This window comes from Microbacterium pumilum (assembly GCF_039530225.1).
Lineage (GTDB): Bacteria > Actinomycetota > Actinomycetes > Actinomycetales > Microbacteriaceae > Microbacterium > Microbacterium pumilum.
Genome location: NZ_BAAAOH010000001.1, coordinates 4,428,292 through 4,451,674, shown reverse-complemented (window position 1 = coordinate 4,451,674; position 23,383 = coordinate 4,428,292). Strand labels below are relative to the sequence as shown.

The 23,383-nt window shown below is 67.6% G+C and carries 25 protein-coding genes; 21 read left to right on the top strand and 4 right to left on the bottom strand.

The window, feature by feature from the left end:
* Positions 1 to 92 precede the first annotated feature (92 nt).
* From urtB to ABD188_RS20115, 12 genes are all read left to right on the top strand, one after another.
* Positions 93 to 977, top strand: a complete 885-nt coding sequence (urtB, locus tag ABD188_RS20170; protein ID WP_344066764.1) for an urea ABC transporter permease subunit UrtB — start codon at positions 93 to 95, stop codon at positions 975 to 977.
* Positions 974 to 2,089 carry an urea ABC transporter permease subunit UrtC gene (gene urtC, locus ABD188_RS20165; RefSeq protein ID WP_344066760.1) on the top strand — a complete coding sequence of 372 codons (1,116 nt, stop codon included), beginning with the start codon at positions 974 to 976 and terminating at the stop codon, positions 2,087 to 2,089. The genes urtB and urtC overlap by 4 nt, the downstream gene beginning before the upstream one ends.
* On the top strand, positions 2,086 to 2,910 hold the full coding sequence (urtD, locus tag ABD188_RS20160) for an urea ABC transporter ATP-binding protein UrtD (RefSeq protein WP_344066757.1): 825 nt from the start codon (positions 2,086 to 2,088) through the stop codon (positions 2,908 to 2,910). The genes urtC and urtD overlap by 4 nt, the downstream gene beginning before the upstream one ends.
* 1 nt (position 2,911) lies before the next feature.
* On the top strand, positions 2,912 to 3,595 hold the full coding sequence (locus ABD188_RS20155) for an ATP-binding cassette domain-containing protein (protein ID WP_344066754.1): 684 nt from the start codon (positions 2,912 to 2,914) through the stop codon (positions 3,593 to 3,595).
* A 42-nt stretch (positions 3,596 to 3,637) separates the two neighbouring features.
* Positions 3,638 to 5,395 carry a purine-cytosine permease family protein gene (locus tag ABD188_RS20150; protein WP_425561358.1) on the top strand — a complete coding sequence of 586 codons (1,758 nt, stop codon included), beginning with the start codon at positions 3,638 to 3,640 and terminating at the stop codon, positions 5,393 to 5,395.
* 11 nt (positions 5,396 to 5,406) lie between these two features.
* Complete coding sequence (locus ABD188_RS20145) at positions 5,407 to 5,988, top strand: TetR/AcrR family transcriptional regulator (RefSeq protein ID WP_344066748.1); 582 nt, start codon at positions 5,407 to 5,409, stop codon at positions 5,986 to 5,988.
* A 2-nt stretch (positions 5,989 to 5,990) separates the two neighbouring features.
* Positions 5,991 to 6,578: a TetR/AcrR family transcriptional regulator gene (locus ABD188_RS20140; RefSeq protein WP_344067271.1), complete on the top strand. Its 588-nt coding sequence runs from the start codon at positions 5,991 to 5,993 to the stop codon at positions 6,576 to 6,578.
* Positions 6,579 to 6,666: 88 nt separating this feature from the next.
* Positions 6,667 to 7,665 carry a phosphotransferase enzyme family protein gene (locus tag ABD188_RS20135; RefSeq protein WP_344066745.1) on the top strand — a complete coding sequence of 333 codons (999 nt, stop codon included), beginning with the start codon at positions 6,667 to 6,669 and terminating at the stop codon, positions 7,663 to 7,665.
* 148 nt (positions 7,666 to 7,813) lie between these two features.
* Complete coding sequence (locus ABD188_RS20130) at positions 7,814 to 8,164, top strand: PadR family transcriptional regulator (protein ID WP_344066742.1); 351 nt, start codon at positions 7,814 to 7,816, stop codon at positions 8,162 to 8,164.
* Positions 8,165 to 8,166: 2 nt separating this feature from the next.
* Entirely contained in the window at positions 8,167 to 8,538 is a 372-nt protein-coding gene (locus ABD188_RS20125; protein ID WP_344066739.1) for a DUF1048 domain-containing protein, read from the top strand.
* The gene (locus tag ABD188_RS20120) at positions 8,535 to 9,341 is read left to right on the top strand and encodes an ABC transporter ATP-binding protein (protein ID WP_344066737.1); all 807 of its coding nucleotides are present in this window, start codon (positions 8,535 to 8,537) and stop codon (positions 9,339 to 9,341) included. The genes ABD188_RS20125 and ABD188_RS20120 overlap by 4 nt, the downstream gene beginning before the upstream one ends.
* Positions 9,341 to 10,108 (top strand): ABC transporter permease, encoded by a 768-nt coding sequence (locus ABD188_RS20115; RefSeq protein WP_344066734.1) that lies wholly within the window; start codon positions 9,341 to 9,343, stop codon positions 10,106 to 10,108. Before ABD188_RS20120 ends, ABD188_RS20115 begins: the two co-directional genes overlap by 1 nt.
* Positions 10,109 to 10,180: 72 nt before the next feature.
* Here the strand turns inward: ABD188_RS20115 and ABD188_RS20110 are convergent, their stop codons facing one another.
* Genes ABD188_RS20110 through ABD188_RS20100 form a run of 3 tightly spaced genes read right to left on the bottom strand, consistent with a single transcriptional unit; the run spans position 10,181 to position 12,604 of the window.
* Complete coding sequence (locus tag ABD188_RS20110; protein WP_344066731.1) at positions 10,181 to 11,113, bottom strand: ferredoxin family protein; 933 nt, start codon at positions 11,111 to 11,113, stop codon at positions 10,181 to 10,183.
* Between the two features lie 10 nt (positions 11,114 to 11,123).
* Positions 11,124 to 12,350: a cupin domain-containing protein gene (locus ABD188_RS20105; RefSeq protein WP_344066727.1), complete on the bottom strand. Its 1,227-nt coding sequence runs from the start codon at positions 12,348 to 12,350 to the stop codon at positions 11,124 to 11,126.
* A complete protein-coding gene (locus ABD188_RS20100) occupies positions 12,347 to 12,604 on the bottom strand; it encodes a BatC protein (RefSeq protein ID WP_344066724.1) in 258 nt (85 codons plus the stop codon). Before ABD188_RS20100 ends, ABD188_RS20105 begins: the two co-directional genes overlap by 4 nt.
* Positions 12,605 to 12,759: 155 nt before the next feature.
* On the opposite strand from ABD188_RS20100, the gene ABD188_RS20095 reads away from it, so the two are divergent.
* From ABD188_RS20095 to ABD188_RS20075, 5 genes are all read left to right on the top strand, one after another.
* Entirely contained in the window at positions 12,760 to 13,728 is a 969-nt protein-coding gene (locus tag ABD188_RS20095; protein ID WP_344066721.1) for a hypothetical protein, read from the top strand.
* A complete protein-coding gene (locus ABD188_RS20090) occupies positions 13,725 to 15,020 on the top strand; it encodes a wax ester/triacylglycerol synthase domain-containing protein (protein ID WP_344066718.1) in 1,296 nt (431 codons plus the stop codon). The genes ABD188_RS20095 and ABD188_RS20090 overlap by 4 nt, the downstream gene beginning before the upstream one ends.
* Positions 15,021 to 15,101: 81 nt before the next feature.
* The gene (locus ABD188_RS20085) at positions 15,102 to 15,710 is read left to right on the top strand and encodes a pyridoxamine 5'-phosphate oxidase family protein (RefSeq protein ID WP_344066715.1); all 609 of its coding nucleotides are present in this window, start codon (positions 15,102 to 15,104) and stop codon (positions 15,708 to 15,710) included.
* Positions 15,711 to 15,884: 174 nt separating this feature from the next.
* A complete protein-coding gene (glpX, locus tag ABD188_RS20080; RefSeq protein ID WP_344066712.1) occupies positions 15,885 to 16,871 on the top strand; it encodes a class II fructose-bisphosphatase in 987 nt (328 codons plus the stop codon).
* A gap of 130 nt (positions 16,872 to 17,001) precedes the next feature.
* On the top strand, positions 17,002 to 17,823 hold the full coding sequence (locus ABD188_RS20075) for a hypothetical protein (RefSeq protein ID WP_344066709.1): 822 nt from the start codon (positions 17,002 to 17,004) through the stop codon (positions 17,821 to 17,823).
* A 72-nt stretch (positions 17,824 to 17,895) separates the two neighbouring features.
* Here the strand turns inward: ABD188_RS20075 and ABD188_RS20070 are convergent, their stop codons facing one another.
* The gene (locus ABD188_RS20070; RefSeq protein WP_344066706.1) at positions 17,896 to 19,803 is read right to left on the bottom strand and encodes an alpha-amylase family protein; all 1,908 of its coding nucleotides are present in this window, start codon (positions 19,801 to 19,803) and stop codon (positions 17,896 to 17,898) included.
* 118 nt (positions 19,804 to 19,921) lie between these two features.
* On the opposite strand from ABD188_RS20070, the gene ABD188_RS20065 reads away from it, so the two are divergent.
* From ABD188_RS20065 to ABD188_RS20050, 4 genes are all read left to right on the top strand, one after another.
* Positions 19,922 to 20,287, top strand: coding sequence for a VOC family protein (locus ABD188_RS20065; protein ID WP_344066703.1), 366 nt, complete (start codon positions 19,922 to 19,924; stop codon positions 20,285 to 20,287).
* A 151-nt stretch (positions 20,288 to 20,438) separates the two neighbouring features.
* Positions 20,439 to 22,052 carry an L-serine ammonia-lyase, iron-sulfur-dependent, subunit alpha gene (locus ABD188_RS20060; protein ID WP_344066700.1) on the top strand — a complete coding sequence of 538 codons (1,614 nt, stop codon included), beginning with the start codon at positions 20,439 to 20,441 and terminating at the stop codon, positions 22,050 to 22,052.
* A gap of 122 nt (positions 22,053 to 22,174) precedes the next feature.
* Positions 22,175 to 22,630 (top strand): Hsp20/alpha crystallin family protein, encoded by a 456-nt coding sequence (locus tag ABD188_RS20055; RefSeq protein WP_344066698.1) that lies wholly within the window; start codon positions 22,175 to 22,177, stop codon positions 22,628 to 22,630.
* 128 nt (positions 22,631 to 22,758) lie between these two features.
* On the top strand, positions 22,759 to 23,367 hold the full coding sequence (locus ABD188_RS20050; protein WP_344066695.1) for a TetR/AcrR family transcriptional regulator: 609 nt from the start codon (positions 22,759 to 22,761) through the stop codon (positions 23,365 to 23,367).
* The last annotated feature ends 16 nt before the right edge of the window (positions 23,368 to 23,383 follow it).

The following is a 23,383-nucleotide window of genomic DNA, read 5'->3' as shown; positions in this document are numbered from 1 at the left end:
GGAGGGGGGGCCCCGTGCCGGCACCGGCACGGGACCCCGCACACCGGAACCTCCTCGTCAGTATCCCGACCGCAGAGAGAGAGTCAACGCACGTGGATGCACTCATACCGCCGCTGCTGAACGGCACCGCACTGGGTGCGCTGCTGCTCCTCGCAGCGCTCGGACTCACCCTCACCTTCGGTCAGATGGGGGTGATCAACATGGCGCACGGCGAGTTCATCATGGCCGGTGCCTTCATCGCCTACCTCACCCAGCTCGCCGTGAGCTCCAGCAACATCTCGATCCTGCTGGCTCTGCCGCTCGCCTTCCTGGGGGCCGGCCTGCTCGGCCTGCTCCTTGAAGTCGGCATCATCCAGTGGATGTACCGCCGGCCACTGGACACGCTCCTCGTCACCGTGGGCGTAGCCCTGATCCTGCAGCAGATCGCGCTGCAGATCTTTCCGGCGCAGGGGGTGCCCGTGGAGAGTCCGCAATGGCTCGACGGGCAGATCGACGTTCTCGGCTATGCGTGGCCGCTTCGTCAGGTATTCACCATCGTGCTCGCGGCCCTCTGTCTTGCGGCACTCGCGGCATGGCTCAAATACTCGCCGTTCGGGCGCCGGATCCGAGCGACCGTCCAGAACCGGGACCTCGCCGAGACCAGCGGCATCCGAACCCGCAACGTCGACCGCATCACTTTCTTCGTGGGATCGGGCCTTGCGGGAGTCGCCGGTGTCGCCGCCTCACTGATCGGCGGCACGAATGCCCAGATGGGCACGCAGTACATCATCCCGGCCTTCCTCGTGGTCGTCGCCGGCGGTGTCGGTCAGATCAAGGGCACCGTGATCGCAGCGTGGGCTCTGGGCATCGCACTGTCGCTGTTCGCCGACTGGACGACCGGAAGCATGGCCGTGGTGCTCGCCTTCGTGCTCGTGGTGGTCTTCCTGCAGTTCCGCCCACAGGGCCTGTTCACGGTCCGCACCCGGGGGTTGACATGACGAAAATCAGACCGTGGCTTCCCCTCATCGGGATCGGGGTGTTCGCCATCCTGCTCCTGGTCGTCGCCCCCGCCGTGCTCTCCATGCACTGGATCAACAATCTCGGCAAGTACTGCTGCTGGGCGATCGCGGCGGTCGGCATCGGTCTGGCCTGGGGCAGAGGCGGAATGCTGGTCCTCGGTCAGGGCGTCTTCTTCGGGCTCGGCGCCTACGCCATGGCGATGCATCTCACGTTGGAGAGCGCGGGGCCCGACAGCCTTCCCGTGTTCATGATCCTGTACGACCCGTCGGGAGGGCTCCCCGCCTTCTGGGAGCCGTTCCGCAGCGACGTGTTCACGCTGCTGGCCATCGTCCTGCTCCCGGTCATCGTGGCGGGAGTCCTCGGCTATGCCCTGTTCAAGCGCAGGATCAAGGGAGCGTACTTCGCGATCCTGTCCCAGGCACTCGCCGTGGCGCTGGCGGTGCTCATCAGCTCGACGATCCGCGAGACCGGAGGGGATACCGGGCTCAGCGACTTCAAGTACTTCTTCGGATTCGTGCTGAACGACGACGCCAACAAGCTCATGGTCTACTCGATCGCAGCGGCGCTGCTCGTCGCGTGCCTGCTGGTGGTGTGGCAGCTCAACCGCAGCCGCTTCGGCGAGCTGCTGATCGCCACCCGAGATGCCGAGGAGCGCGTGCGGTTCCTCGGTTACGACCCTGCCAACATCAAGCTGGTCGCCTACGTGGTCGCCGCTCTCATGGCCAGCGTCGCGGGGGCCATGTTCGTGCCGATCGTCGGCATCATCACGCCGGCAGAGATCGGGGCGTCCGCCTCGATCCTCATGATCGCCGGAGTGGCACTGGGCGGTCGCGCCTCCCTCTTCGGTCCGGCCCTCGGTGCGATGGCGATCGGCTGGGGCCAGTCGAGCCTCGGTTCCACCTGGCCGGATGGGTGGATCTACATCCTGGGCCTGGTCTTCATCCTGGTCACGCTCTTCCTGCCGATGGGACTGTCATCGCTCTTCGGAAGGGCCAAGGGTCTGGTGTGGCGCTCACGAGAATCTCCACCCGCATCCCCCTCCGCCCCTGAACTCGTGCTCGAGCCCGACGTCCAGGAGGTGACGAAGTGACCGTCGCCGCAGGTTCACTCGTCGTCGAGAATCTGCACGTCCAGTTCGACGGATTCGTCGCCGTCGACGACGTCTCGTTCGACGCCCACCCGGGTGAGGTCCGATTCCTCATCGGCCCGAACGGCGCAGGCAAGACGACCTGCATCGACGCCATCACCGGCCTGTCCAAGGGCACCGGATCGGTGAAGCTGGGCGACCAGGAACTGCTGGGCAGGTCCACGCAGAAGATCGTCCAGCTCGGTGTCGGGCGCACCTTCCAGACGGCGAGCGTGTTCGAGCAGCTCTCCGTGCTGCAGAATCTCGACATCGCGGCGGGGCTCCGTCGCTCTTCGTGGTCTCTGCTGCGGGCTCGGCGCGGCGTCGATCCGGCGATCGAGGTGGCGCTAGAGGAGAGCGGACTCACCAGGGAGCGTGACACTCCCGCGGGAGTGCTTTCCCACGGCCAGAAGCAGTGGCTCGAGATCGCCATGATGCTCGTGCAGGATCCTCGCGCGCTGTTGCTGGACGAGCCAGTCGCAGGCATGAGCCAGGACGAGCGGACCGCGACGGGCGAACTGCTGCACCGCATCGCCCAGCGCCGCGTCGTGCTGGTCGTCGAGCACGACATGGACTTCATGCGCCGCTTCGCGACCCGGGTGACGGTGCTTCACCAGGGCAAGCTGCTCTCGGAGGGCACGGTGGCGCAGGTGCAAGCCGATCCCAGTGTCCAGGCGGTCTATCTCGGCACCGCCGGGGCAGCGACCACCACCGGCATGCTGGTCGTCGCTGATTCGGCGGGTATCGCAGCCGATGCCGCGACAACGCACGGGAAGCAGGCCTGACATGCTCGAGCTGAATGACATCCAGGCCGGCTACGGCCGCACGCTCGTGCTGCACGGCGTGACGCTGCCCTCAGCCAAGGTGGTCGCCGTGCTCGGCCATAACGGCGCCGGGAAGTCGACGCTGCTGCGCGTCGCGATCGGCCTCATCAAGCCGCGCAGCGGTCAGGTGATCTTCGACGGCGAGGACGTCACGGCGCTGCCGCCCAACAAGCGCGTCGCGCGGGGCATGGGTTATGTGCCGCAGGGCCAGCAGTCGTTCCCGCAGCTGTCGACGATGGAGAACCTGCAACTGGTCGCTGACGGCCGCAAGCGCGGCAAGGCGCTCATCGAACAGCAGCTCTCGCGCTTCCCAGCGCTGGAGAAGTTCGCCACCCGCAAGGCCGGGCTGCTGTCGGGCGGCCAGCGCCAGCAGCTCGCGATCGCCCGGGCGCTCATCACCGAGCCGAAGCTGCTCATCCTGGACGAGCCGACCGAGGGCATCCAGCCGACGATCGTCGCGGAGATCGAGCAGACCGTGATGCAGCTCGCGAGCGAGGGCCTTTCCGTGCTGCTGGTCGAGCAGCACATCGGGTTCGCGCTGGAGGCTGCGGACAAGTACCTCGTCCTTGCGAGCGGCTTCGCGTCGAGCACCGGCGACGGCGGAGCGTTCGCCGCGGAGGGGGTGCGCGCGGCCATGGCCATCTAGCGCTGTCTGCGCGCAATGCTGCCGTAACACGCGACCGCCACAATGAGCCCCACGTGCGAGGCGCAGGGAGTGCGACGTGGCGAGCAGTTCGCGGTGACGAGGGCAGACAACGCGCGGGCGGCCGCCGAGGACAGTCTCGAGGACTATGCGTTCCGCTATGTCCCGCGAACATTCCGGCGCTGGAGCGCGGGCGCGATCGGGGTCACGGCCCTGGGCTCGATCGCATTCCTCGCCGACTTCTCGATCGGGGCCAGCGTCGGCATCGAGCACGGCACGAACAACGCAGTGCTCGGCATCCTGTTCGCCTCGATCACGATCTTCATCGTCGGCCTGCCCATCGCGTACTACGCCGCGCGCTACAACATCGATCTGGATCTCATCGCGCGCGGGTCGGGCTTCGGCTACTACGGCTCATCGATCACGACCGTGATCTTCGCCGTGTTCACGTGCATCTTCTTCGCCCTCGAGGGGGCGATCATGGCGCAAGGGCTCCACATCGCCCTCGCCATCCCGCTGCCGATCGGCTACCTCATCTCCACGGTGGTCGTGATCCCGATCGTGATCTACGGCATGCGCGCACTCGAGCGACTGCAGTTCTGGACCACACCGCTGTGGCTCGCGCTCGCGCTGCTGCCTCTGCTCTGGGTGATCGTCTCCGACCCCGACGCGGTGAGCGCGTTCGTGACGTTCACCGGCGCGTCCGACGGCGCCCTGAGTTTCCAGGCGATCGCGGGGAGCGCCGCCGTCTGCTTCGCGCTGACGCCGCAGCTGGCCGAGCAGATCGACGTGATCCGGGCGATGCCGCCGCGCACGCGCCTGAATCGGCGGTCATGGTGGGCTTCGCTGCTGTTCGCGGGTCCCGGTTGGGTGCTCTTCAGCGGCATCAAGCAGGTCATCGGCGTCTTCCTCGCCGTCTACCTCATCACGCGTGTCGACCCCGATCTCGGCATGCGGGCCGCTGAGCCGGTACGCCAATTCATCGCCCTCTACGAATCGATCATGCCGGAGTGGCTGGCGATCGGCTTGGCGCTCGTTCTCGTCGTCGTCGCGCAGGTCAAGATCAACGTCACCAACGCGTACTCGGGGTCGCTGGCGTGGTCGAACGTCTACACCCGTCTCACCAAGACCTACCCCGGCAGAACGATCTTCATCTTCTTCAACGGCGCCATCGCACTCGCGCTGATGTGGATGGACGTCTTCAGCCTCATCAGCTTCGTGCTCAGCCTCTACGCCAACGTCGTGATGGCGTGGCTGGTCACGATCGCCGCCGACATCGCGATCAACAAGCACGTGCTGCACATCTCGCCCAAGTACCCCGAGTTCCGCCGGGGGATGCTGCGCGATTGGAATCCGGTGGGCCTCGTGTCGGTCGGGCTGGCGTCCCTCCTGTCGTTGGCGGCGTTCGCGGGGCTGCTCGGCGAGGGGCTCCAGCCGTTCTCGGTGCTGATCGCCATCGGTGTCGCGGCGATCGCAACCCCGCTCATGGCGGTGGCCACGCGCGGCAGGTATTACCTGCGGCGCCAGACGGATGGCATCGCCTCGCCGATACTCGATGCCGACGGCAACCCGTCGGGTGAGCGCTTGCGCTGCCACGTCACCGGGTACACGTTCGAGCGTCCGGATATGCTGACATCGGCGGAGCGGGGAGCTCACGGGGAGACGCAGTATGTGTCGTCACTCGCGCTGACGCTCGACGACTCCGATCGTTATGTGCTGCCTGCCGAGCCGACGTCGCGGCGAAGTCAACCGCCGACGCGGACAGCCGAGGTGACCGGAACGCAGCGGGGAAGGGGCGGATGATGGCGGAGGGGGTGGACACTCCGACGGCGATCCTCGCCAGCGCCGCCGCAGCACTGCGCGAGAATCCCTTCGACGACATCTCGTACCGCACCCTCGGCGACGCGGTGGGCGTGTCGGAGAGGACGGTCTACCGTCACTTCCCGACGAGATCGCATCTGCTCGAGGGCGTTGCGGGGTGGATCGAGTCCACCGAATTCCCGTTGCCACCGTTCGTCACGATCGATCAGTTCCAGGACGCTGCGCGCGCCCGGTTCCTGGCTTTCGACTCGTCGCCGGCGTTCGCGTTCGTGTGTGCGCGCGCGGCATCCATCTCGCCGACCGGCGAGCCGGAGCCCACGTTCTTCACCAGGGCACTGGCGACGATGCTCGCCACGAATCACCCCTCGGTGAACGAGCGGGATCGGCGTCGGGTGGCAGCCGCGCTCCGATACTTCGCGTCGGCACAGTTCTGGGCTCGCATGCGGACGGGCTTCGAGATGAGCGCGCCGGCCATCGCGGACGTCTTCGAGCGCACCGTCGCAAAGGTCCTGGGAGACGTGCTCATTCTCACGGACACCGAGATGGCCGGCGTCTCGCGGCGGGCGCCCGCGTGACGATGCCGGCCACCTCCGACCCGGATGCGAACGCAGCCGGCGACGTGAGTCGCACGCAAGAGGCGATCCTCGCCTCCTACGCCGAGCTGATCGAGGAGCTGGGCACGGACGACGTGTCATTCCGGCTGATCGCCAGACGTGCGGGTGTCGGCGAGCGCACCGTCTTCCGCAACTATGCGACGCGGGTGGACCTGCTGCTCGCGACTGCGGCGTGGATCGAGAGCAGGATCTTCCCGCGGCAGGACTCCCCGAGCATCTTCGACATGCCTCTCACGATCCGGGCGGCGATGGAATCCTACGATCATCGCCCGGAGCTGGCCCATGTGGTTGCCGAGACGACCATGCGAGGCGTGAGCGGAGCCGCGCCCAGCCCGCGACGGGCGATGCTCGAGGCGATGCTCGATGCCGAGATCCCCATGCTCGACGACGATGAGCGCAGGGCGATCGTCGCAGCCCTTGCCCACCTCGACTCGGCCGCGACGTGGGTGACGTTCCGCCGAGAGTTCGGAATGAGCCGCCGCGATATCGCCGACGCCGCCGCATGGGCGGCGGAGGCAGTGCTGGATCCGATTCGCTCACGCGTCGGCTGAGGCGGAGGTCGCTGCACCCGGGAACGCTTGCCTTCCACCGCGGCACGCAGGTTGTCACGAGCCCCGGAGTTGCCGCACAGTAGTGGTCGTGCCATCACGCCGCGCGCAGATCGCCCAGCTGCGCCTGATCGCGCTCGCGGCACTCCGCGAGTATCCGCTGCCCCATGGGCGGCTGACGTTCGTCACCCATGGCGAGAACACGACCTTCCGGCACGACAGCGCCGCAGGACGTCACCTGGTGCGGGTGCACCGACCACAACGGCACGGTCAGGGAGTGGATGGCGCGGCCGCGATCCGCTCCGAGATCGCCTGGATGCGCAGCATCCGAGCTGACACCGAGCTGGAAGTTCCGGATGCAGTCGCGGCACGAGACGGATCACAGACTGTGCGGGCCACGGCCGCCGGTGAAACGAGGGACTGCTCGGTGCTGCGCTGGATGGACGGCCGCATCCACGAAGACTCCGCCCGGCCCGTGCACCTGCATCGTCTCGGTGCCGCCATGGCCGTGCTTCACGATCAGGCCGATGCCTGGGCGCCGCCCGACGACTTCGTGAGGATCCGATGGGACCATGAGGCGTTCTTCGGCAACGTCATGGTCTACGGAGGAATCCCCGCCGCGGAGTGCTGGAACCTCCTGCCTGCGCCGCTGCGCGCCCGGTTCGAGGCCGTCGGCGAGCGAATGGTCGATGTCATGGCATCGGCCGAAGATGTCGGACTCATCCACGCCGACCTGCACGCCGGCAACGCCGTGTTCGAGGGTGATCGGGTCAAGCTGATCGACTTCGACGACTGCGGCACCGGCCCTCGCATGTACGAGCTCGCGGTCGCCGTGTGGGAGCTGCGAGACCGCCCCGACTACCCGCTCTACCTCGAGGCGCTCCGCTCGGGATACCTCACGGGTCGTGACACCGATCTCGCGCAGCTCGACGACTACATCGCCCTCCGTCAAGTCGCCTTCGACCTCTGGTACACAGGCACGGCGCAGATCAACCCGGCATTCGCGGCGAGGTTGGATGTCGTCCACGACTGGTCGCTCGAGATGCTCGACATCGTGGAGCACCGCAAGCCGTCTCGCCCCGCCGTCTAGCGATTCCGCAGCGTCAGGCCCGTCTGCCGAAACCGCACTCCCGGATCGAATCCCTCTGCTGGGTCACTATTCAGTGTTGCCAACTACCGGTACTTAGTGTTACCGTCTACTGGTAGTCAGCAACACAGAGTAGAGCGGAGGTGAGCAAGTGGGAAATCAGATGACCGCGATGCTGAAGGGCACTCTCGAGGGCGTCGTGCTCGCGGTCCTGGCCGTGCGACCCGCATACGGGTACGAGATCACGGCGCGACTGCGAGACCAGGGCTTCACCGATCTGGTCGAGGGCACCGTGTACGCGCTGCTCGTGCGGATCGAGCAGCGAGGCTTCGTGGACGTGGTGAAGGTGCCGTCCGAGAAGGGCCCGCCGCGCAAGGTGTACTCGCTCAACGCACAGGGGCGGGAACAGCTCGAAGAGTTCTGGAGGACGTGGAGCTTCCTGGCAGAGCGGATCGAACAGCTCCACACCGACAACACCGACAACGATGAGATGGAGAAGTAGTCATGGCCGCGAAGTGGATCGAGATGGTCACCGGATCCCTCGAGCAGAAGAAGCAGTGGAGGCAGTACAAGGCACGTGTGAAGGCGCTCCCCGAGCCCTATCGGGGAGCCGCGAACGCGGTCGAGCGATACTTCATGGTTTCGGGAAGCATCACCGTCGATGGTGAGACCCTCGTCACGATGTTCAGCGACCTCGCCGACCTGTGGGAGCGCGCGGCAGCGGACGGCACGCCGGTGCGAGAGATCGTCGGCGACGATCCTGCAGAGTTCGCCGAGACCTTCGCACAGGCCTACTCGGGCAAGCGGTGGATCGACAAGGAGCGCGAGCGCCTCAACAAGTCGATCGACGAGGCGGAGAAGGGAGAACCGAAATGACCACGGATGCCGCCATCAGGGTGACTGGCCTGGAGAAGTCCTTCAAGGACCTGCACGTGCTGCGCGGCGTGGACTTCGACGTCGCGCCGGGGAGCATCTTCGCCCTGCTCGGCTCGAACGGTGCGGGCAAGACCACCGTCATCAGGATCCTGTCGACCCTGCTCACGCAGGATGCCGGCACTGCCACGGTGAGCGGATTCGACGTCGCAGCGAAACCGCAGAGCGTGCGCGAGTCCATCAGTCTGACGGGCCAGTTCGCGGCCGTCGACGAGATCCTCAGCGGGCGTGAGAACCTCGTGCTGGTGGCGCAGCTGCGGCACCTGAAGGACCCCGGAAAGATCGCGGACGATCTGCTCGCTCGCTTCTCGTTGACCGAGGCAGGCAGCCGCAAGGCATCCACCTACTCGGGTGGGATGCGTCGACGCCTCGATATCGCGATGAGCCTCATCGGCAACCCCCCGGTGATCTTCCTCGACGAGCCGACGACGGGCCTCGACCCGCAGGGCCGCATCGAGGTCTGGCAGACGGTGAAGGAGCTCGCGAACAGTGGCACGACCGTGCTGCTCACCACCCAGTACCTCGATGAGGCGGAGCAGCTCGCCGACCGGATCGCGATCCTCCACCAGGGCCGGATCATCGTGAACGGCACCCTGGCCGAGCTGAAGCAGCTGCTGCCGGCCGCCCAGGTCGAGTACGTCGAAAAGCAGCCGAGCCTGGAGGACGTGTTCCTCGCGCTCGTCGGCGACGACGGCAAGGGCGACGACGCCGACAGCGTCACCACCACCAGCAGAAAGGAACGATGATGACCAGCACAACGCACTTCTTCGGTGACACCACGGTCCTGACCTGGCGGTCGCTGCGCCACATCCTGCGCAGCCCCGACACGATCATCACGACCGCGGTCACTCCGGTGGCCCTCATGGTGCTGTTCGTGTTCGTCTTCGGCGGCGCGATCGACACCGGGTCGATGTCGTACATCGACTACATGCTGCCGGGCATCCTGCTCATCACGATCGCGTCGGGCATCGCGTACACCGCGTATCGCCTGTTCCTCGATCTGCAGGGTGGCATCTTCGAGCGGTTCCAGTCGATGCCGATCGCACGGTCGAGCTCGCTGTGGGCGCACGTCCTGACCTCGCTCGTGGCCAACCTGGCGTCGATCGTCATCGTCGTCGGCGTCGCCCTCCTCCTGGGGTTCCGAACCGGTGCCGGTCTCGTCGCGTGGCTCGAGGTGGTCGGCATCCTCGTGCTGTTCACGCTGGCGCTGACCTGGATCGCGGTGATCGCGGGGCTGTCGGCCAAGACGGTGGACGGCGCGAGCGCGTTCTCGTACCCGCTCATCTTCCTGCCGTTCATCAGCTCGGCCTTCGTTCCGACCGACACCATGCCTGCTCCGGTCGCATGGTTCGCCGAGAACCAGCCCGTGACGCCCATCGTCAACACGATCCGGGACCTGTTCTCGGGGCAGCCCGTGGACTCGGCCATCTGGGTGGCGCTGGCGTGGTGCGTCGGCATCCTGGTCGTCGCGTACTTCGCCGCGATGGCGATCTACCGCCGCAAGATCAGCTGAGCCGAATCCCGAGCCCTCCCGCGGTGCGCGAAAGCGCCCTCGGGAGGGCTTCGACGTTCCTGCGGGACGGGGTCATACGGGGCGCCGCGACATCGACGTCAACGCGAACTCGCGAACGGATGTGGGCCGGGTCGCCGCACACGTGCTCAGCAACGGGGCAGACATCCGCTCGTGCAGCAGCACCGTGACGACCTCGCCGTCGTGCGCGAGGTCGACCCGCCAGCCGCCCTCCGCGGTGCGTTCCTCGAGTACCGGCGGGAACGCCTCGATGCGGGCATCGCCGCTGTCCGCGCGTGCGAAGGACTGCGCGGACTGCACGATGTTGCTGAGCGAACTGCGTCCGCGATAGTACTGCTCGACGATCTCGCCCTGCCGATAGCGCTCCACGATGGCTCCCGCCTCTGCGGTCGGCACCCGGCCGTAGTAGAGACCGTGCGGCAGGACGATCATCGTCGCGGCGAAGCGGTCGCCGCCGAGGTGCGAGCTCTCCCAGGTGTCGTCTGGGAACGCGCGCGAGAGCGTCTGCGCCACCGGTCGTCCGCGGACGGCGCAGCACTGATCGTGCCGGGCATGAGTGCACACCAGCACCACGGGTCGGTCCGACGCGGTGCCCGCTGTGCCGTCGAGCGACACGTCGAGCAGCTCAGCAGGATCGTCGACGACGCCCCATCGCACCGACTCGCGACCCGGGCGCGCGTCGGCGAGTGCCCAGCGCCACCGCCGCTGAGCACGGCGTTCGTCCGCGCGGCGTCCGAACGGGCGGATCGCAACGGGACGGATGCCTGCGCTCTCGGCTCGTCCGACCAGTTCGCGCCCGATCGCCGGGTCGAGGCGCGACTGGAAGAAGGCGTGCGTGCCCCACGCGCCGTCGATCTCGACGAGCAGCCACCGAGCGCCGAACCCGCCGGTGCCCGCGAGCGGATCGCCGCGTTCGAGCGAGCGGTCGCTGCACGGCTCCCACGCTCCCATCGATTGCGACGTCGAGGGGAGGGCCGTCGCGCTCATCGGCGAACGCTCATCTCGCCACCAGCACGCCTTCGCGCAGCAGCCGTCTCGAGACGACGAGCGACGAGCCCGGGTCGAGCCCCGGCAGTGCGCCCGCGGGCTGGTCGCGCTCGCGCAGGGCGTGCACTGCGCCCGACGCCTCAGCCGGAAGCCCGATGGTCTTGTGCGGCAGCACGATGCGCACGCCGAGGTCGTCGTCCTCGATGCGCCCGCGGAGCGAGTCGCGCCACCCGAGCGTCGCAGCGGCGTCGAGGTCGGCCAGCAGGTCGACGGTCGCGAGCGGGCGCACCGGGGCCGGTCGGACCGCCTGCTGGAACTCGCGCTGCATCGCGGCAGCGATCTCACCGTCGTCCGCCGCAGCGCTCAGCAAGGCCTGCGCCGCGTCGATCGTGGCGGCCAGGTCGGCATCGAGCGACGCGGCGTCGGCGTAGTCCACGCCCATCGGCAGCGGCTGCCTCAAGGCGGGGTCATCGCCCGCGCGCGCGAGCAGGCGCGTGAGCAGATCGTGTCGCGTCGCCGCGCGCACCCCGATCGTCAGGTGGATGGATGTGCCGCCCTGCGCCACCGCGGAGTGGATCCATCCGCGCGGCAGATAGAGGACGTCGCCGGGCTTGAAGACCGCGTCGATCCAAGGCTCGGTTCGCGCGCGTTCGGCGACGGCGTCGCGGTGGTCGGTCCACGGCTGGTCGGCGAGCGGATGCCGGTGCACCGGCTCGTGGATCGTCCAGCGCTTCGCGCCCGCGATCTGGATGACGAACACGTCGTGCGTGTCGTAGTGCGGGTCGAATCCGCGGGAGGACGCCGGCGTGATGTAGGCGTTCACCTGGGCGGGGTGGCCGAGATCGGCGACGAGCTGACGGGTGAACGCTGCGATCGGCTCCCACGTGCGGTGGAGTCCCTGCAGCACCAGCGTCGCGCCGCCTGCGAACTGCTCCAGCACCTTCGCGGAGTCGAGCTGGTCGCCCACTTCGGCGCCGAAGCCGCCCGGCGCCGTGAACAGCGACGGCGAGAGCACCGCGCCCTCCGAAGCCATCCGGGCGAAGGGCGTGCGGAGCCCGCGTTCGGCGACGAGTTCATCGACCGCATTCGCACTGAAAAGATGGGCGAATCCGTCCGCCCGGTGGGTGAGGAGCGGCCGCTCTCCCCAGTACTCGCGGCTGAAGTCGGTCGCGGGGACGCCGCTGAGACGCGCGAGCGCGGGCCGATCGCGCGGCCCGCGCAGGTCGGGCTCGCTCAAGCGGATCCGTCGGCTCCGCCGTCGTGTCCGCCCGCGTTGGCCCCGCCGTCCGCGGGTCCTTCCCCGGCGTCGGCGGATCCGTCGGCTCCGCCGTCGTGTCCGCTCGGGGTGGCTCCGCCGTCCGCGGGTCCTTCCCCGGCATCTGCGGATCCGTCGGCTCCGCCGTCGTGACCGTCGGGGTTGGCTCCGCCGTCTGCGGGTCCCTCACCGGGTGTGCCCGAGGTGGTCGTGATGTCGTCGTCGTTGATGCTCATGAGCAACCTTCCAGAAGTGCGGATGCGGCGCGGTTGGGCCGTTGCCGACATTACTCGGGAGGCCTTGCGCGGACGAGCCCTTGACACCAAGCGACGTGCTCGACGAGGGACGTTCGGCCCTGACCGCGCCGTCTCCGGCGCGGAGAGTTGTCCTCATGGACAACAACGCTGCGCAATCGCACGCTTCCGCATCGACTCGCCGTGGGACCGACGGGGCGCCCGGGTCGGTCCCACGGTCGACCGGGCGGCAGCGCACCGAGCAGAGCCTCACCGCGAGCGTGAAGCCCTCGGCGACGGCGTACCGGCTCGCTGCCGCGCTGGCGGCGGTGGCGCTGGCAGCGGCATCCGCCTCGTTCTTCATCCCGGGGGTGCTCGGCGGGCCGGCCGTCGCTCAGGGCAATCTCCGCGGGACGGCTCTGGTGGTCATGGCAATCGCCGTGCCGCTGCTCATCACGTCGATGTCCTTCGCGGCGAGGAATTCGGCGCGAGCCGTCGTGGGATGGCTCGGAGCTGTGGCGTATCTCATCTACCAGTCCGTGCTGTTCCTCTTCGCCACGCCGTTCAACGGCCTGTTCCTGATCTACGTCGCCATGCTTTCACTCGGATTCTGGTCTGCCGTGGTGGTGATGGTGCAAATCGATCTGACCGGCTTCAGCGCGCGAGTCGACGCGCGCCTGCCTGCACGGGGCATTGCGATCTACGCGCTCGCGCTGGCCGCTCTCAATGCGCTGGTCTGGCTTCGGACGATCGTTCCGGCCATGTTCAGCGACTCACCGAGTGCCTTCCTGCAAGGTTCGGGAGCGACGACCAACGCCGTGTTCGTCCAAGATCTGGCGGTGTGGCTGCCGCTCCTCGTGATGTCGGCGATCTGGTTGTGGATGCGGCGGCCGCTCGGCCAGCTGCTCGTCGGTGCGATGCTCGTCACGCTCGTGCTCGAGAGCATCGGCGTCGCCACTGATCAGTGGTTCGGCGCGATGGCCGACCCGAGCACGCCGTTCGCTTCGATGGGCGCGGTGCCCCTGTTCCTGGCACTCGCCGTCATCGGCGCGGTCCCGCTCTGGATCTTCGTCCGCCATCTGGATGCGGCGCGCGCCGCACCGGCCACCGAGCGAGCCGGCGCATGACCGCCGGATCGACGCAGCGTCTCGCGTCGGTCGACGAGGCGAATCTCGTGCTCGACCACGCGGGGCAGGTGAACGTATTCCTGATCGCCGGTCTCCTCGCCCCGGGCGGGTTCGTCGGAGTCGACGGCATCCCTGACCTGGATGCGCTGCGCGCAACGGTCGGTGAGCGGATCGCCTCGTTGCCGCAGCTGCGTCGCATCGCGGCGATCGCTGGTTGGCGGCATCGATGGGCAGATGCGTCGCCCGACCTGCAGCACCACATCCGCAGCGCTGACCCCGTGGACGGGCTGCCTGGACTCATGCGTCTCTGCGGGGAGCTGATGGGCATGCCTCTGCCCCGAGATCGTCCGCTCTGGGAACTCCTGATCGTTCCGGGGGCCAGCGCGGACGGGGTGGGAATCGTGCTGCGCATCCATCACGCGATCGCTGACGGGATGGCGGCGGTCGAGATCGCGCAGCGGCTCTTCGATCGCGACGACGACTCGGCGCCTGCCGCGACTCCGCCTTCGCCCCTGACGCACGACAGCGTGGCACCACGCAGGAGAAATGCGCTCGCGAGGCTCGGCGCCAGTCTGCACCGCATCCGGATGACGCTGAGCGGCCGGGAGGTCGGATCGACCGTGCTGCTCGGCGACCGCGGCCCGAACCACGGCGTCGCGTTTCTCAGCGCTGATCTCGACGCACTCCAAGCGCATGCGCGAACGATGGGTGCGACGGTGAACGACGCGGTGCTCGCCGCTGCAGCATCCGGCTACGCGGCCGCTCTCGCTGCCGCCGGCGAAGGAGTCCCCGTCCTTCTGCCGGTGTCGGTCCCCGTCGCGCTGCCGCGCCGGGGGTCGGCGGCGAATCGCGTCGGGATCATGCTGGTTCGTCTGCCACTCGGCGAGTCCGACCCGGACGAGCGACTCCGGCTCATCGCCGTTCAGACGCGCGCCGAGAAGGTCACCGCGCGGTCGCAGGGCACGCTCGAGTTCATGCGCGGCCCTGTCGGAGCGCGGATCATGGATCGCCTCGCAAGGCGTCAGCACCTGGTCGGAGGGTTCGTCACGACTGTTCCGGGTCCGGCGGGGGTCCTCCGGCTCGGTGGCGCACGGGTGGCCGCGATCTGGCCCGTCGCGGTGCTCGCAGCTGACGTTCGCCTCGGCGTTGCGGCGGTGTCGTATGACGACCGGCTGTGCTGCGGCATCCACTACGACGCGGGAAGCGTGCCCGGGGCGGCGTTCGCGACAGCCGTGCAGCACGAGCTGGACCGGATGGATGGAGCGCACGCGCTCCGCTCCGCGGCGGCCTGACCGGATGACGGGACCTTCGGCCCTTCCGGTGGGCGTACCGTCGGCGTGGACTGGGAAAGGAGAACGAAGGAGCAGACATCCATGAACACTTCGACCGACAACACGCGCACTCCTTCCGAGGGCGCCGCGCGCAGCACGCCTGGCACCGTCGAGCACCTTTCGACGGCAGAGTGCTGGGAGTTGATCGAGGCAAGATCGTTCGGCCGCCTCGCGGTCGAGGCGCTCGACGGGATCCCCGACGTCTTTCCGCTGAACTACACGGTGCATGACGGATCGCTCTACATCCGCTCGGCCCCCGGCTCGAAGCTCATGGCCATCGTGGTGCATCCCGTGGCGGCGTTCGAGATCGACGGCGAAGACGACGGATTCCACTGGAGCGTCGTCCTCCGAGGTGCCGTGCGCCGACTCGTGATCGACAAAGAGATCCGCGAGTCCGGTGTGCAGGACCTCGTGTCGTCGAGCCCCACCACGAAGTACAACTACATCTGCGTGACGCCCGCCACGGTTTCGGGCCGGCGATTCGCCTCGTCATCCGGTAGGACGTCGGAGTCGGAGGATGCGGCGATCCTCAAGCAGCCGATCGGCGCACAGGAACCGACGCGACCCTACGAAGAAACCGTTGAGTGGCCTGATCCGGCCTCACCCCGCGTCGAACGACCGATTGCGATCGCGCACTTCCCGCCTCGATAACCTGTCCGATCGCGTCGGCTGACCAGCGCCACGCTCCCAGGGAGCCCTCTGGTTCGCTGCGCCTCGGCAGGGGATCGGGGCCAAGGCCAAAGGTCCAGACACACTCGGGATCCGGAAAGTCCCTGTCTGCTATACCTTGACCACGAGCGTAACCGGCGGCAAAGGACCGATCCCATGACTGAGCACGCGCCCCTCTTCGAAAATCCCGACCGAAATCTTGCGCTCGAACTCGTGCGTGCGACCGAGGCTGCGGCCATCCGTGCCACCCCGTTCATCGGACATGGCAACAAGAACGCCGCCGACGGCGCGGCGGTGGATGCCATGCGCAAATTTCTCGGCACCGTCAACTTCTCGGGCACCGTCGTGATCGGCGAGGGAGAGAAAGACGAGGCTCCGATGCTGTACAACGGCGAGGTCGTCGGCAACGGCCGCGGACCCGCGTGCGACATCGCGGTCGATCCGATCGACGGCACGTCGCTGACCGCCGCCGGCCGGCGCAATGCCATCTCGATGATCGCCGCCGCCGACCGCGGATCGATGCTCGACGCGTCCAGTGTCTTCTACATGCAGAAGCTCGTCGCCGGTCCAGACCTGGTCGGCGTCGTAGACATCCGGCTTCCGATCGGGGAGAACTTGCGTGCAATCGCGAACGCACGTGGACGAGCCGTGTCGGAGCTTCAGGTCGCCGTTCTCGATCGGCCGCGACACGAGGATCTCGTTCGCGACATCCGGGCCGCCGGCGCCGGCACCCGCCTGCTCCTGGATGGGGATGTCGCGGGTGGAATCGATGCCGCCAGTGTGGACGGGCTCTTCGATATCTGTGTCGGCACCGGCGGGAGCCCCGAGGGAGTCGCCACAGCCTGCGCAATCAAGGCGCTCGGGGGAGTGATCCAGACGATCCTCGCGCCGCAGTCCGACGAGGAGCGCCAGCGCGGCCTCGATGCGGGCCTCAAGTTCGACCACGTGTACGAGGCGGACGAGCTCGTCAAGAGCGACAACACCTTCTTCGTCGCCACCGGAGTCACCGATGGCAACCTCGTCAGCGGCGTTCGCCGGCGCGGCCACATCATCAGGACCGAGAGCATCGTGCTGCGCTCGCACTCAGGCACGATCCGGCGCGTTATCGCCGATCACCTCGCCGAGCGCTGGCTGGACGACTGATTCCGACCCCGGGTGTATCACCCAGGCCCGATCACGCTCTATCAAGACATCGAGTCCCGTTCGCGGACGTCGCCGGAGGACTACTACTCTGGCGAGGTCTATGGACCCCACCTTGGTCGGAGTGTGCATCATGGTCGATGGAAATGCCGCGGCACAGAGTCTTCTCGCGCTTCCCAGGTGCGATATCGGCAAGTGCTTGCAGCACGTGTGGCGAGCGTATGCGGACCACGGCGCCTCGGTTTCCGGCTTGTGGCCCACGGCCTTCGCCGCGTGGACGGACTCGCCGGGCAAGCACGAGGGTGATCGGAATCCGCCCGCCGGCGTTCCGGTGTGGTGGGGTGAACGGATAAACCCTTCGCCCGGCGATCGCAATGCTCATGCCGGCGATGTGGTGATCAGTCTCGGCGGCGGCAGAGTGGCAGCCACTGACTTTCCCGGCAACACACAGGTCGGCACCACGACTCTCGATGCCCGCCAGAACCAGATCAGGCGAATCTATCTCGGCTGGACCGAGACCATTCTGGGCGTACCCATCGATGGGATCGCCCAAGGGGTGCTTGCGGAGGTACCTCAACGACCGAAGGAGAAGAACATGTCGTACTCACTAGTCCCTCTGTCGAACAGCGACGAAATCCACGTCGTCTCGCTCATCACGGGCATACAGGCTCACATCAAGAACCCGGTTCACCTGAATCTGCTGAATCGCGTCAAGAAGAACGAATTCAACGACGAGATGCGTCAGCGAGAGCTCGACATCGTTCGCGGGTACCTCACCGCGATCAACCCGCCGCCGCACGTCGAGATCGACGCTCAGGCCCTCGCGGATGCGTTGTCGGACATCAGCGAGGATGTCGATCCGGCTACGGTCTCGGATCGGGTGAACGACGCGATCACAACGAACTCCAGAATTGCCGACGCCGTCGGCGACGGAGCCCTCAACAACAGACTGTGATCGTCGGCTTCTCGCTTCTCGCCTCGCCTCGTCGCGTCGCGTCGCGTCGCGTCGCGTGTGTCGGGAGTGTCGTCACCCCACCGGCGTGACGCGCAGCCAGACGAAGCCGTGCGCCGGCATCGTCATCCCGTCAGTGAGGTCGACGGGGGACTTCGTGACGATGTCTTCGGCGTCGCCCTGGAATCCGCTCAAGGTCATCGGTTCGATCCTCGCCGGATCGTCGCCGACGTTGGCGAGGACGAGGATGCAGGGAGATGCCGCATCCGCTCCTGGTCGCTGGTAGCCGAGCACCGCCGGATGGTGCGCATCGAAGCCGATCAGCTCGTTGCCCGCGAACTCCGGTGTCGATCGCCGCGCCCGGATGAGCGCCGAGAGCCGTCCGTACACCTGGCCGGGCACCGTCGCGGGGTCGTCGCGCTGCGCGTACCGGTCGGCCGGATTCGCGGGTCGATGCACCCAGCGGCTGTCGTCGGCGGTTGCCGGATCGACGACGTAGCTGTAGTCGTTCAGCTGTGCGACCTCGTCGCCGAGATAGATGAGCGGCACGCCGCCGGTCGACAGTGCGATCGAGTGGGCAAGGATGACGCGATCCACGCCGCCTGCGTCGTCCGCCTCGATGCCGGCGAGAGACGCCGTGGTGCCCGTGACGCGGGCGTCGCCCGTCTTCGGATTCTCCTGGAACGGAACCCCTCGCGCGAACGTCCCAGGCGCACGACCGACGAAGAAGTCGTTGAGGAACCGCCGGTGGCTGTAGCCGTGGATGCCGAGCTCCGCGGCATCCTCGTCGGCGAACGTCCAGCCGATGTCGTCATGGCTGCGCACGTAGTTGACCCACGAGGTGCCCGACGGCAGGGCGTGGCGCCGCTCGAGCGCCTGCTGCAGCAGGCGGGGGTCTCGGGTGGCGAGCGCCTCCCATGTCAGGGCCATTTGCAGCGGGTTGTACGACAGCTGACACTCCTCGAGCGAGATGTACTCTACGACCTCGTCGGGGTGCACGATCGCCTCGGACTTGAAGAGCAGGCAGGGCGCCGCCATCCGCAGCACCTCGTTGAACGCGCGCAGCAGCAGGTGGGCTTCGGGTAGCGACTCGCACGGCGTGCCGAGTCGCTTCCAGATGAATGCGACGGCATCCATGCGCAGGATCTCGACGCCCTGGTTCGCGAGGAACAGCATCTCGCCCGCCATGGCACGGAAGACTGCGGGGTTCGCGTAGTTCAGGTCCCATTGGAAGTGGTAGAAGGTCGCCCAGATCCAGCGACCGTCATCCAGCTGCACGAAGGCGCCTGGGTGGTCGTCGGGAAAGATCTCGCGGACGGTCTGCTCGTAGGCGTCGGGCATCGTGCGATCGGGATAGATGAGGTAGAAATCCTCGAACCCGGGCTCGCCCGCGATCGCCTTGCGCGCCCAATCGTGCTCATTGCTCGTGTGGTTGAAGATGAAGTCGACGACAAGCGAGATGTCGGCCGCCCGGAGCTCAGTCGCGAGGTGGGCGAGTTCAGCCATCGTGCCCACGCGCGGATCGACTCGACGGTAGCTCGAGACCGCGTAGCCGCCGTCCGAGTTGCCCTCCGGGCTCTCGAAGATCGGCATCAGGTGCAGGTACGAGAGGCCGAGCTCCTGGAAGTACGGGATCTTCTCGCGGATGCCGGCGAGCGAGCCTGCGTAGCGGTCGACGTAGCAGACCCCACCCAGCATCCGCTCGGACTGGAACCACTCCGGGTCGACGTCACTGCGGTCATCGCGCGCCCTGAGCTCGAGGGGCCTCGCATTCCACGATGCCGACGCCTCCGCGATCACGGCCGAGAGCTGTTCGACACCGTCGTCGCGCTCGCCGTACAGCGTGAAGAACAGCCGGTGCAACGTGGGGAAGTGCGCGTGGAAGCGATTCAGGAAGACCGGATCGTAGATCGTCGCGTCGCGGCGGGCCAGGTCGAGAACCTCCTGGATGTCGCTCGTCGAGTCGGCGCTCAGTCGTGGCATGCTCCTCCTAAGTTCGACTCCCGACGGTCGGAGGCCCCCGGAGCATCACCAGGCTATTGCGATGGGGTCGCCGGATGCGACGCGCGAGTGACAGAATTTCAGGGACCGAAGGTGGAACATGAGGCTCCAGCAGATCGCTCAGCACGCCGAGGACCTCGGTCGCGCCGCGGACTTCTACCGCGTGCTGCTCGAGGCCGAGCCGCTGGCGCGGTTCGATGAGCCAGGTCTGCTCTTCTTCGAGCTGGACGGGGTGCGGCTGCTGCTCGACCGCAACGCGCCGACATCCCTCATCTACCTGTACGTCGACAACGTGCACGAGACCCTCGAGCGACTCGGTGGCCTCGCCGATGTCGTGTCGCACCCGCATGTGATCTTCCACCACCACGATGACACCCTCGGCCCGGCCGAGCACGACGAGTGGCAGGCGTTCATCAGGGATTCCGAAGGCAACACCGTCGGGTTGATCGCGTTCCAGCGGCCATAGTGCGGCCCAGTGCGGGTGTCGGTGACTTCCGGGCCGATCAGCCCTGGCAAATCCCAGCACTCTGCCTGTCGACACACGTCGGATTCGCGCATCCTGCTCGTCACCTGAGTGGATTGCCGGGCACTATGCGCACAGGGCGTAGTCTGGCGGAGTGAGCGCATACGTCTCGGCGTTCGAGCTGTTCTCCATCGGAGTAGGACCCTCGAGCTCCCACACGGTCGGCCCGATGAGGGCGGCCCTCGACTTCGCGACCCGTCTGCGCGAAACGGGAGCGCTCGACCAGGTGGCGCGCGTCACGTGCACCCTGTACGGATCGCTCGGCGCGACGGGTATCGGCCACGGCACCCCAGACGCCGTCGTCGCGGGACTGCAGGGCCTGGCTCCCGAAACCGTGGATCCGGATGCCGTTCGCGCGGCGTGGAGCGAGTGGCCCGACGGTGAGCAGCTCGTGCTCGACGGCGCGCACGCCGTGCCGTTCTCGAAGGCCGACATCGTCTTCGCCCCGCGAACGCGTCTGCCCGGACATCCGAATGCGATGACGCTCGAGGCATGGGGCACGGATGCCGCACCCGCCGCGTCACCGAACAGCGACGATGCCGCACGAGCGGCGATCGGAATACGGGCGACGGGCAGCGCACCCGCTCAGGCGCCGATCGTCGCGAGCGACCAAGGACTCCTGTCGCGAGAGACGTACTACTCGGTGGGGGGAGGGTTCATCCGGCGCGACGGGGATCCTTCGACAGGCTCGGGGACCGCGTCGAGCAAGCCCGCGTATCCGCTCGACTTCGCCAGCGCGGACGCGCTCATCGAGCTGTGCGACGAGCGCGGCATCACGATCGCCGAGGCCGCCCGCATCAACGAAGAGGCGCTGCGCAGCGACGAAGAGATCGCCGCCGGGCTCGACGCCATCTGGGACACCATGGCCCGATGTGTCGAGGCGGGTCTGCACGTCGACGGTCTGCTGCCAGGCATGCTCCAGGTCAAGCGGCGGGCATCGGCGATCCGCGAACAGCTCGAAGCAGCGGAGGCCGATGGGCGCAGGGAGCTGCCGGGGGAGTGGCTCGGCGCCTTCGCCCTCGCGGTCAATGAAGAGAACGCCGCGGGTGGGCGCGTGGTCACCGCACCGACCAACGGCGCCGCCGGCATCCTGCCCGCCGTCGCCATGTACTGGTGGCGATTCCTCGCCGACTCAGGGCTCGGTGCAGGCAACGCCGTGACCCCGTACGGTGAGCTCGTCGGCAGCGCGCTCCTCGGCTTCTCCGCGCCGGCGGGCCCGCTCGACCCCGATCCGATCGACGAGGAACTCGTGGCCGAGGCGAACCGCCGGCGCGGCATCCGTCGCTTTCTGCTGACCGCGACCGCGCTCGGGTCGCTCTTCAAGGCGAACGCGTCGATCTCGGGCGCCGAAGGCGGGTGCCAGGCCGAGGTCGGCTCGGCGTGCGCGATGGCCGCCGGCGGGCTGACCGCTGTCATGGGTGGCACCAACCGCCAGATCGAGAACGCCGCCGAGATCGCGATGGAGCACCACCTCGGCCTGACGTGCGACCCCGTCGGCGGGCTCGTGCAGATCCCGTGCATAGAGCGCAACGCCATCGCCGCCTCGACCGCCGTGACCGCCGCCCGGCTCGCGTTGCGCGGTGACGGGTCGCACTACGTGTCACTCGACACGGTCGTCGAGACCATGCGGCAGACCGGCATCGACATGTCGACGAAGTACAAGGAGACCAGCGAAGGCGGTCTCGCGGTCAACGTCATCGAGTGCTGACCGATGCTGGCCCGGTTCGTTCTGGGCGAACAGAAATCTCATTAGCACTCGGGATGCCAGAGTGCTAGTCTGGGCGTAGTTGAGTCGAGTCGGCTCAACTCTACGAACGAGAGGAGATTCCCATGGCCACCTATGACCCCAGCCGAGACTTCGACCGCCTCGCGTCAAGTCTCTTCGACACGCGCAGAGGCCCGCGCCGAATGCCGATGGACCTGTACCGCGATGGCGACCACTACGTCCTGACCGCCGATCTGCCGGGTATCGACCCCGGTTCGGTTGACATCGACGTCGACGGTCAGCTGCTCACGATCCGCGCGGAGCGGACGCTGCGCAACGGCGACGACGTCAAATGGATCACACGCGAGCGAGAGGCCGCCAGCTTCCTGCGTCAGCTCAACCTGGGGCAGGGCATCGACACCGAGCGCATCTCGGCGAACTACAGCAACGGCGTGCTCAGCGTCACGATTCCGGTGAGCGAGCGGGCAAAGCCGCGCAAGATCGAGGTCATGTCAGGCAGCGATGCCTCAGTGATCCAGGCGCACGAGAACGCCGAGGAGCCGCAGCCGATCGACCAGTGACCGGTCGACACCGAGTCGAATCACGCTCCACTCTGGGAGCCGCTCCCGCCTCGCGACGGGGGCGGCTCCGGCATTTCCACGAGCAACCGGGCGTCGCCCGCTGCGTGGGCGCGTTCTAGGCTGACGCCATGCCCGAGTACGCCGTCCCCACGCCCAAGCGGCGCCGTGGTCGGCCGCGCGGCGGCGAGTCCGGCGCGCGCGATCGGATCATCGCCTCGGCCATCGAGGAGTTCGGCGAACTCGGCTACGACGGTGCGACGATGCGCGGGATCGCGGCGCGGGCCGGCGTGGATGCCGCATTGCTCCACCACTACTTCGGCACGAAGGCCGACCTGTTCGCCGAGACGGTGGGTGCGCCGATGCGGCCGGATGTCGACATCCCGGCCCTGCTTGCAGGACCTCGCGACGTGCTGGGCGAGCGCATCGTGCGCTACGTGCTCGAAGCGTGGGAGCGCCCCGAGACCCGCAAGCGCGGTGTCATGCTGCTTCGGGCGGGCATCGGCAACCGACTGGCGACACCGCTGCTGTCGGAGTTCCTGCAGCGCGAGCTGTTCTCGAGGATCGCCGCCCGACTCGACACTCCGGATGCCGCGCTCCGTGCCTCACTCGTCGCGGGCCAGCTGGCGGGGCTGCTCATCACCCGCTATCTGCTGCAGCTGCCGGCGGTGACCGAGGCGACCGTCGACGAACTCGTCGCGCGCGTGGGACCCACCGTGCAACGCTATCTTCTGGAGTGATTCGGCTCGAAGCTCG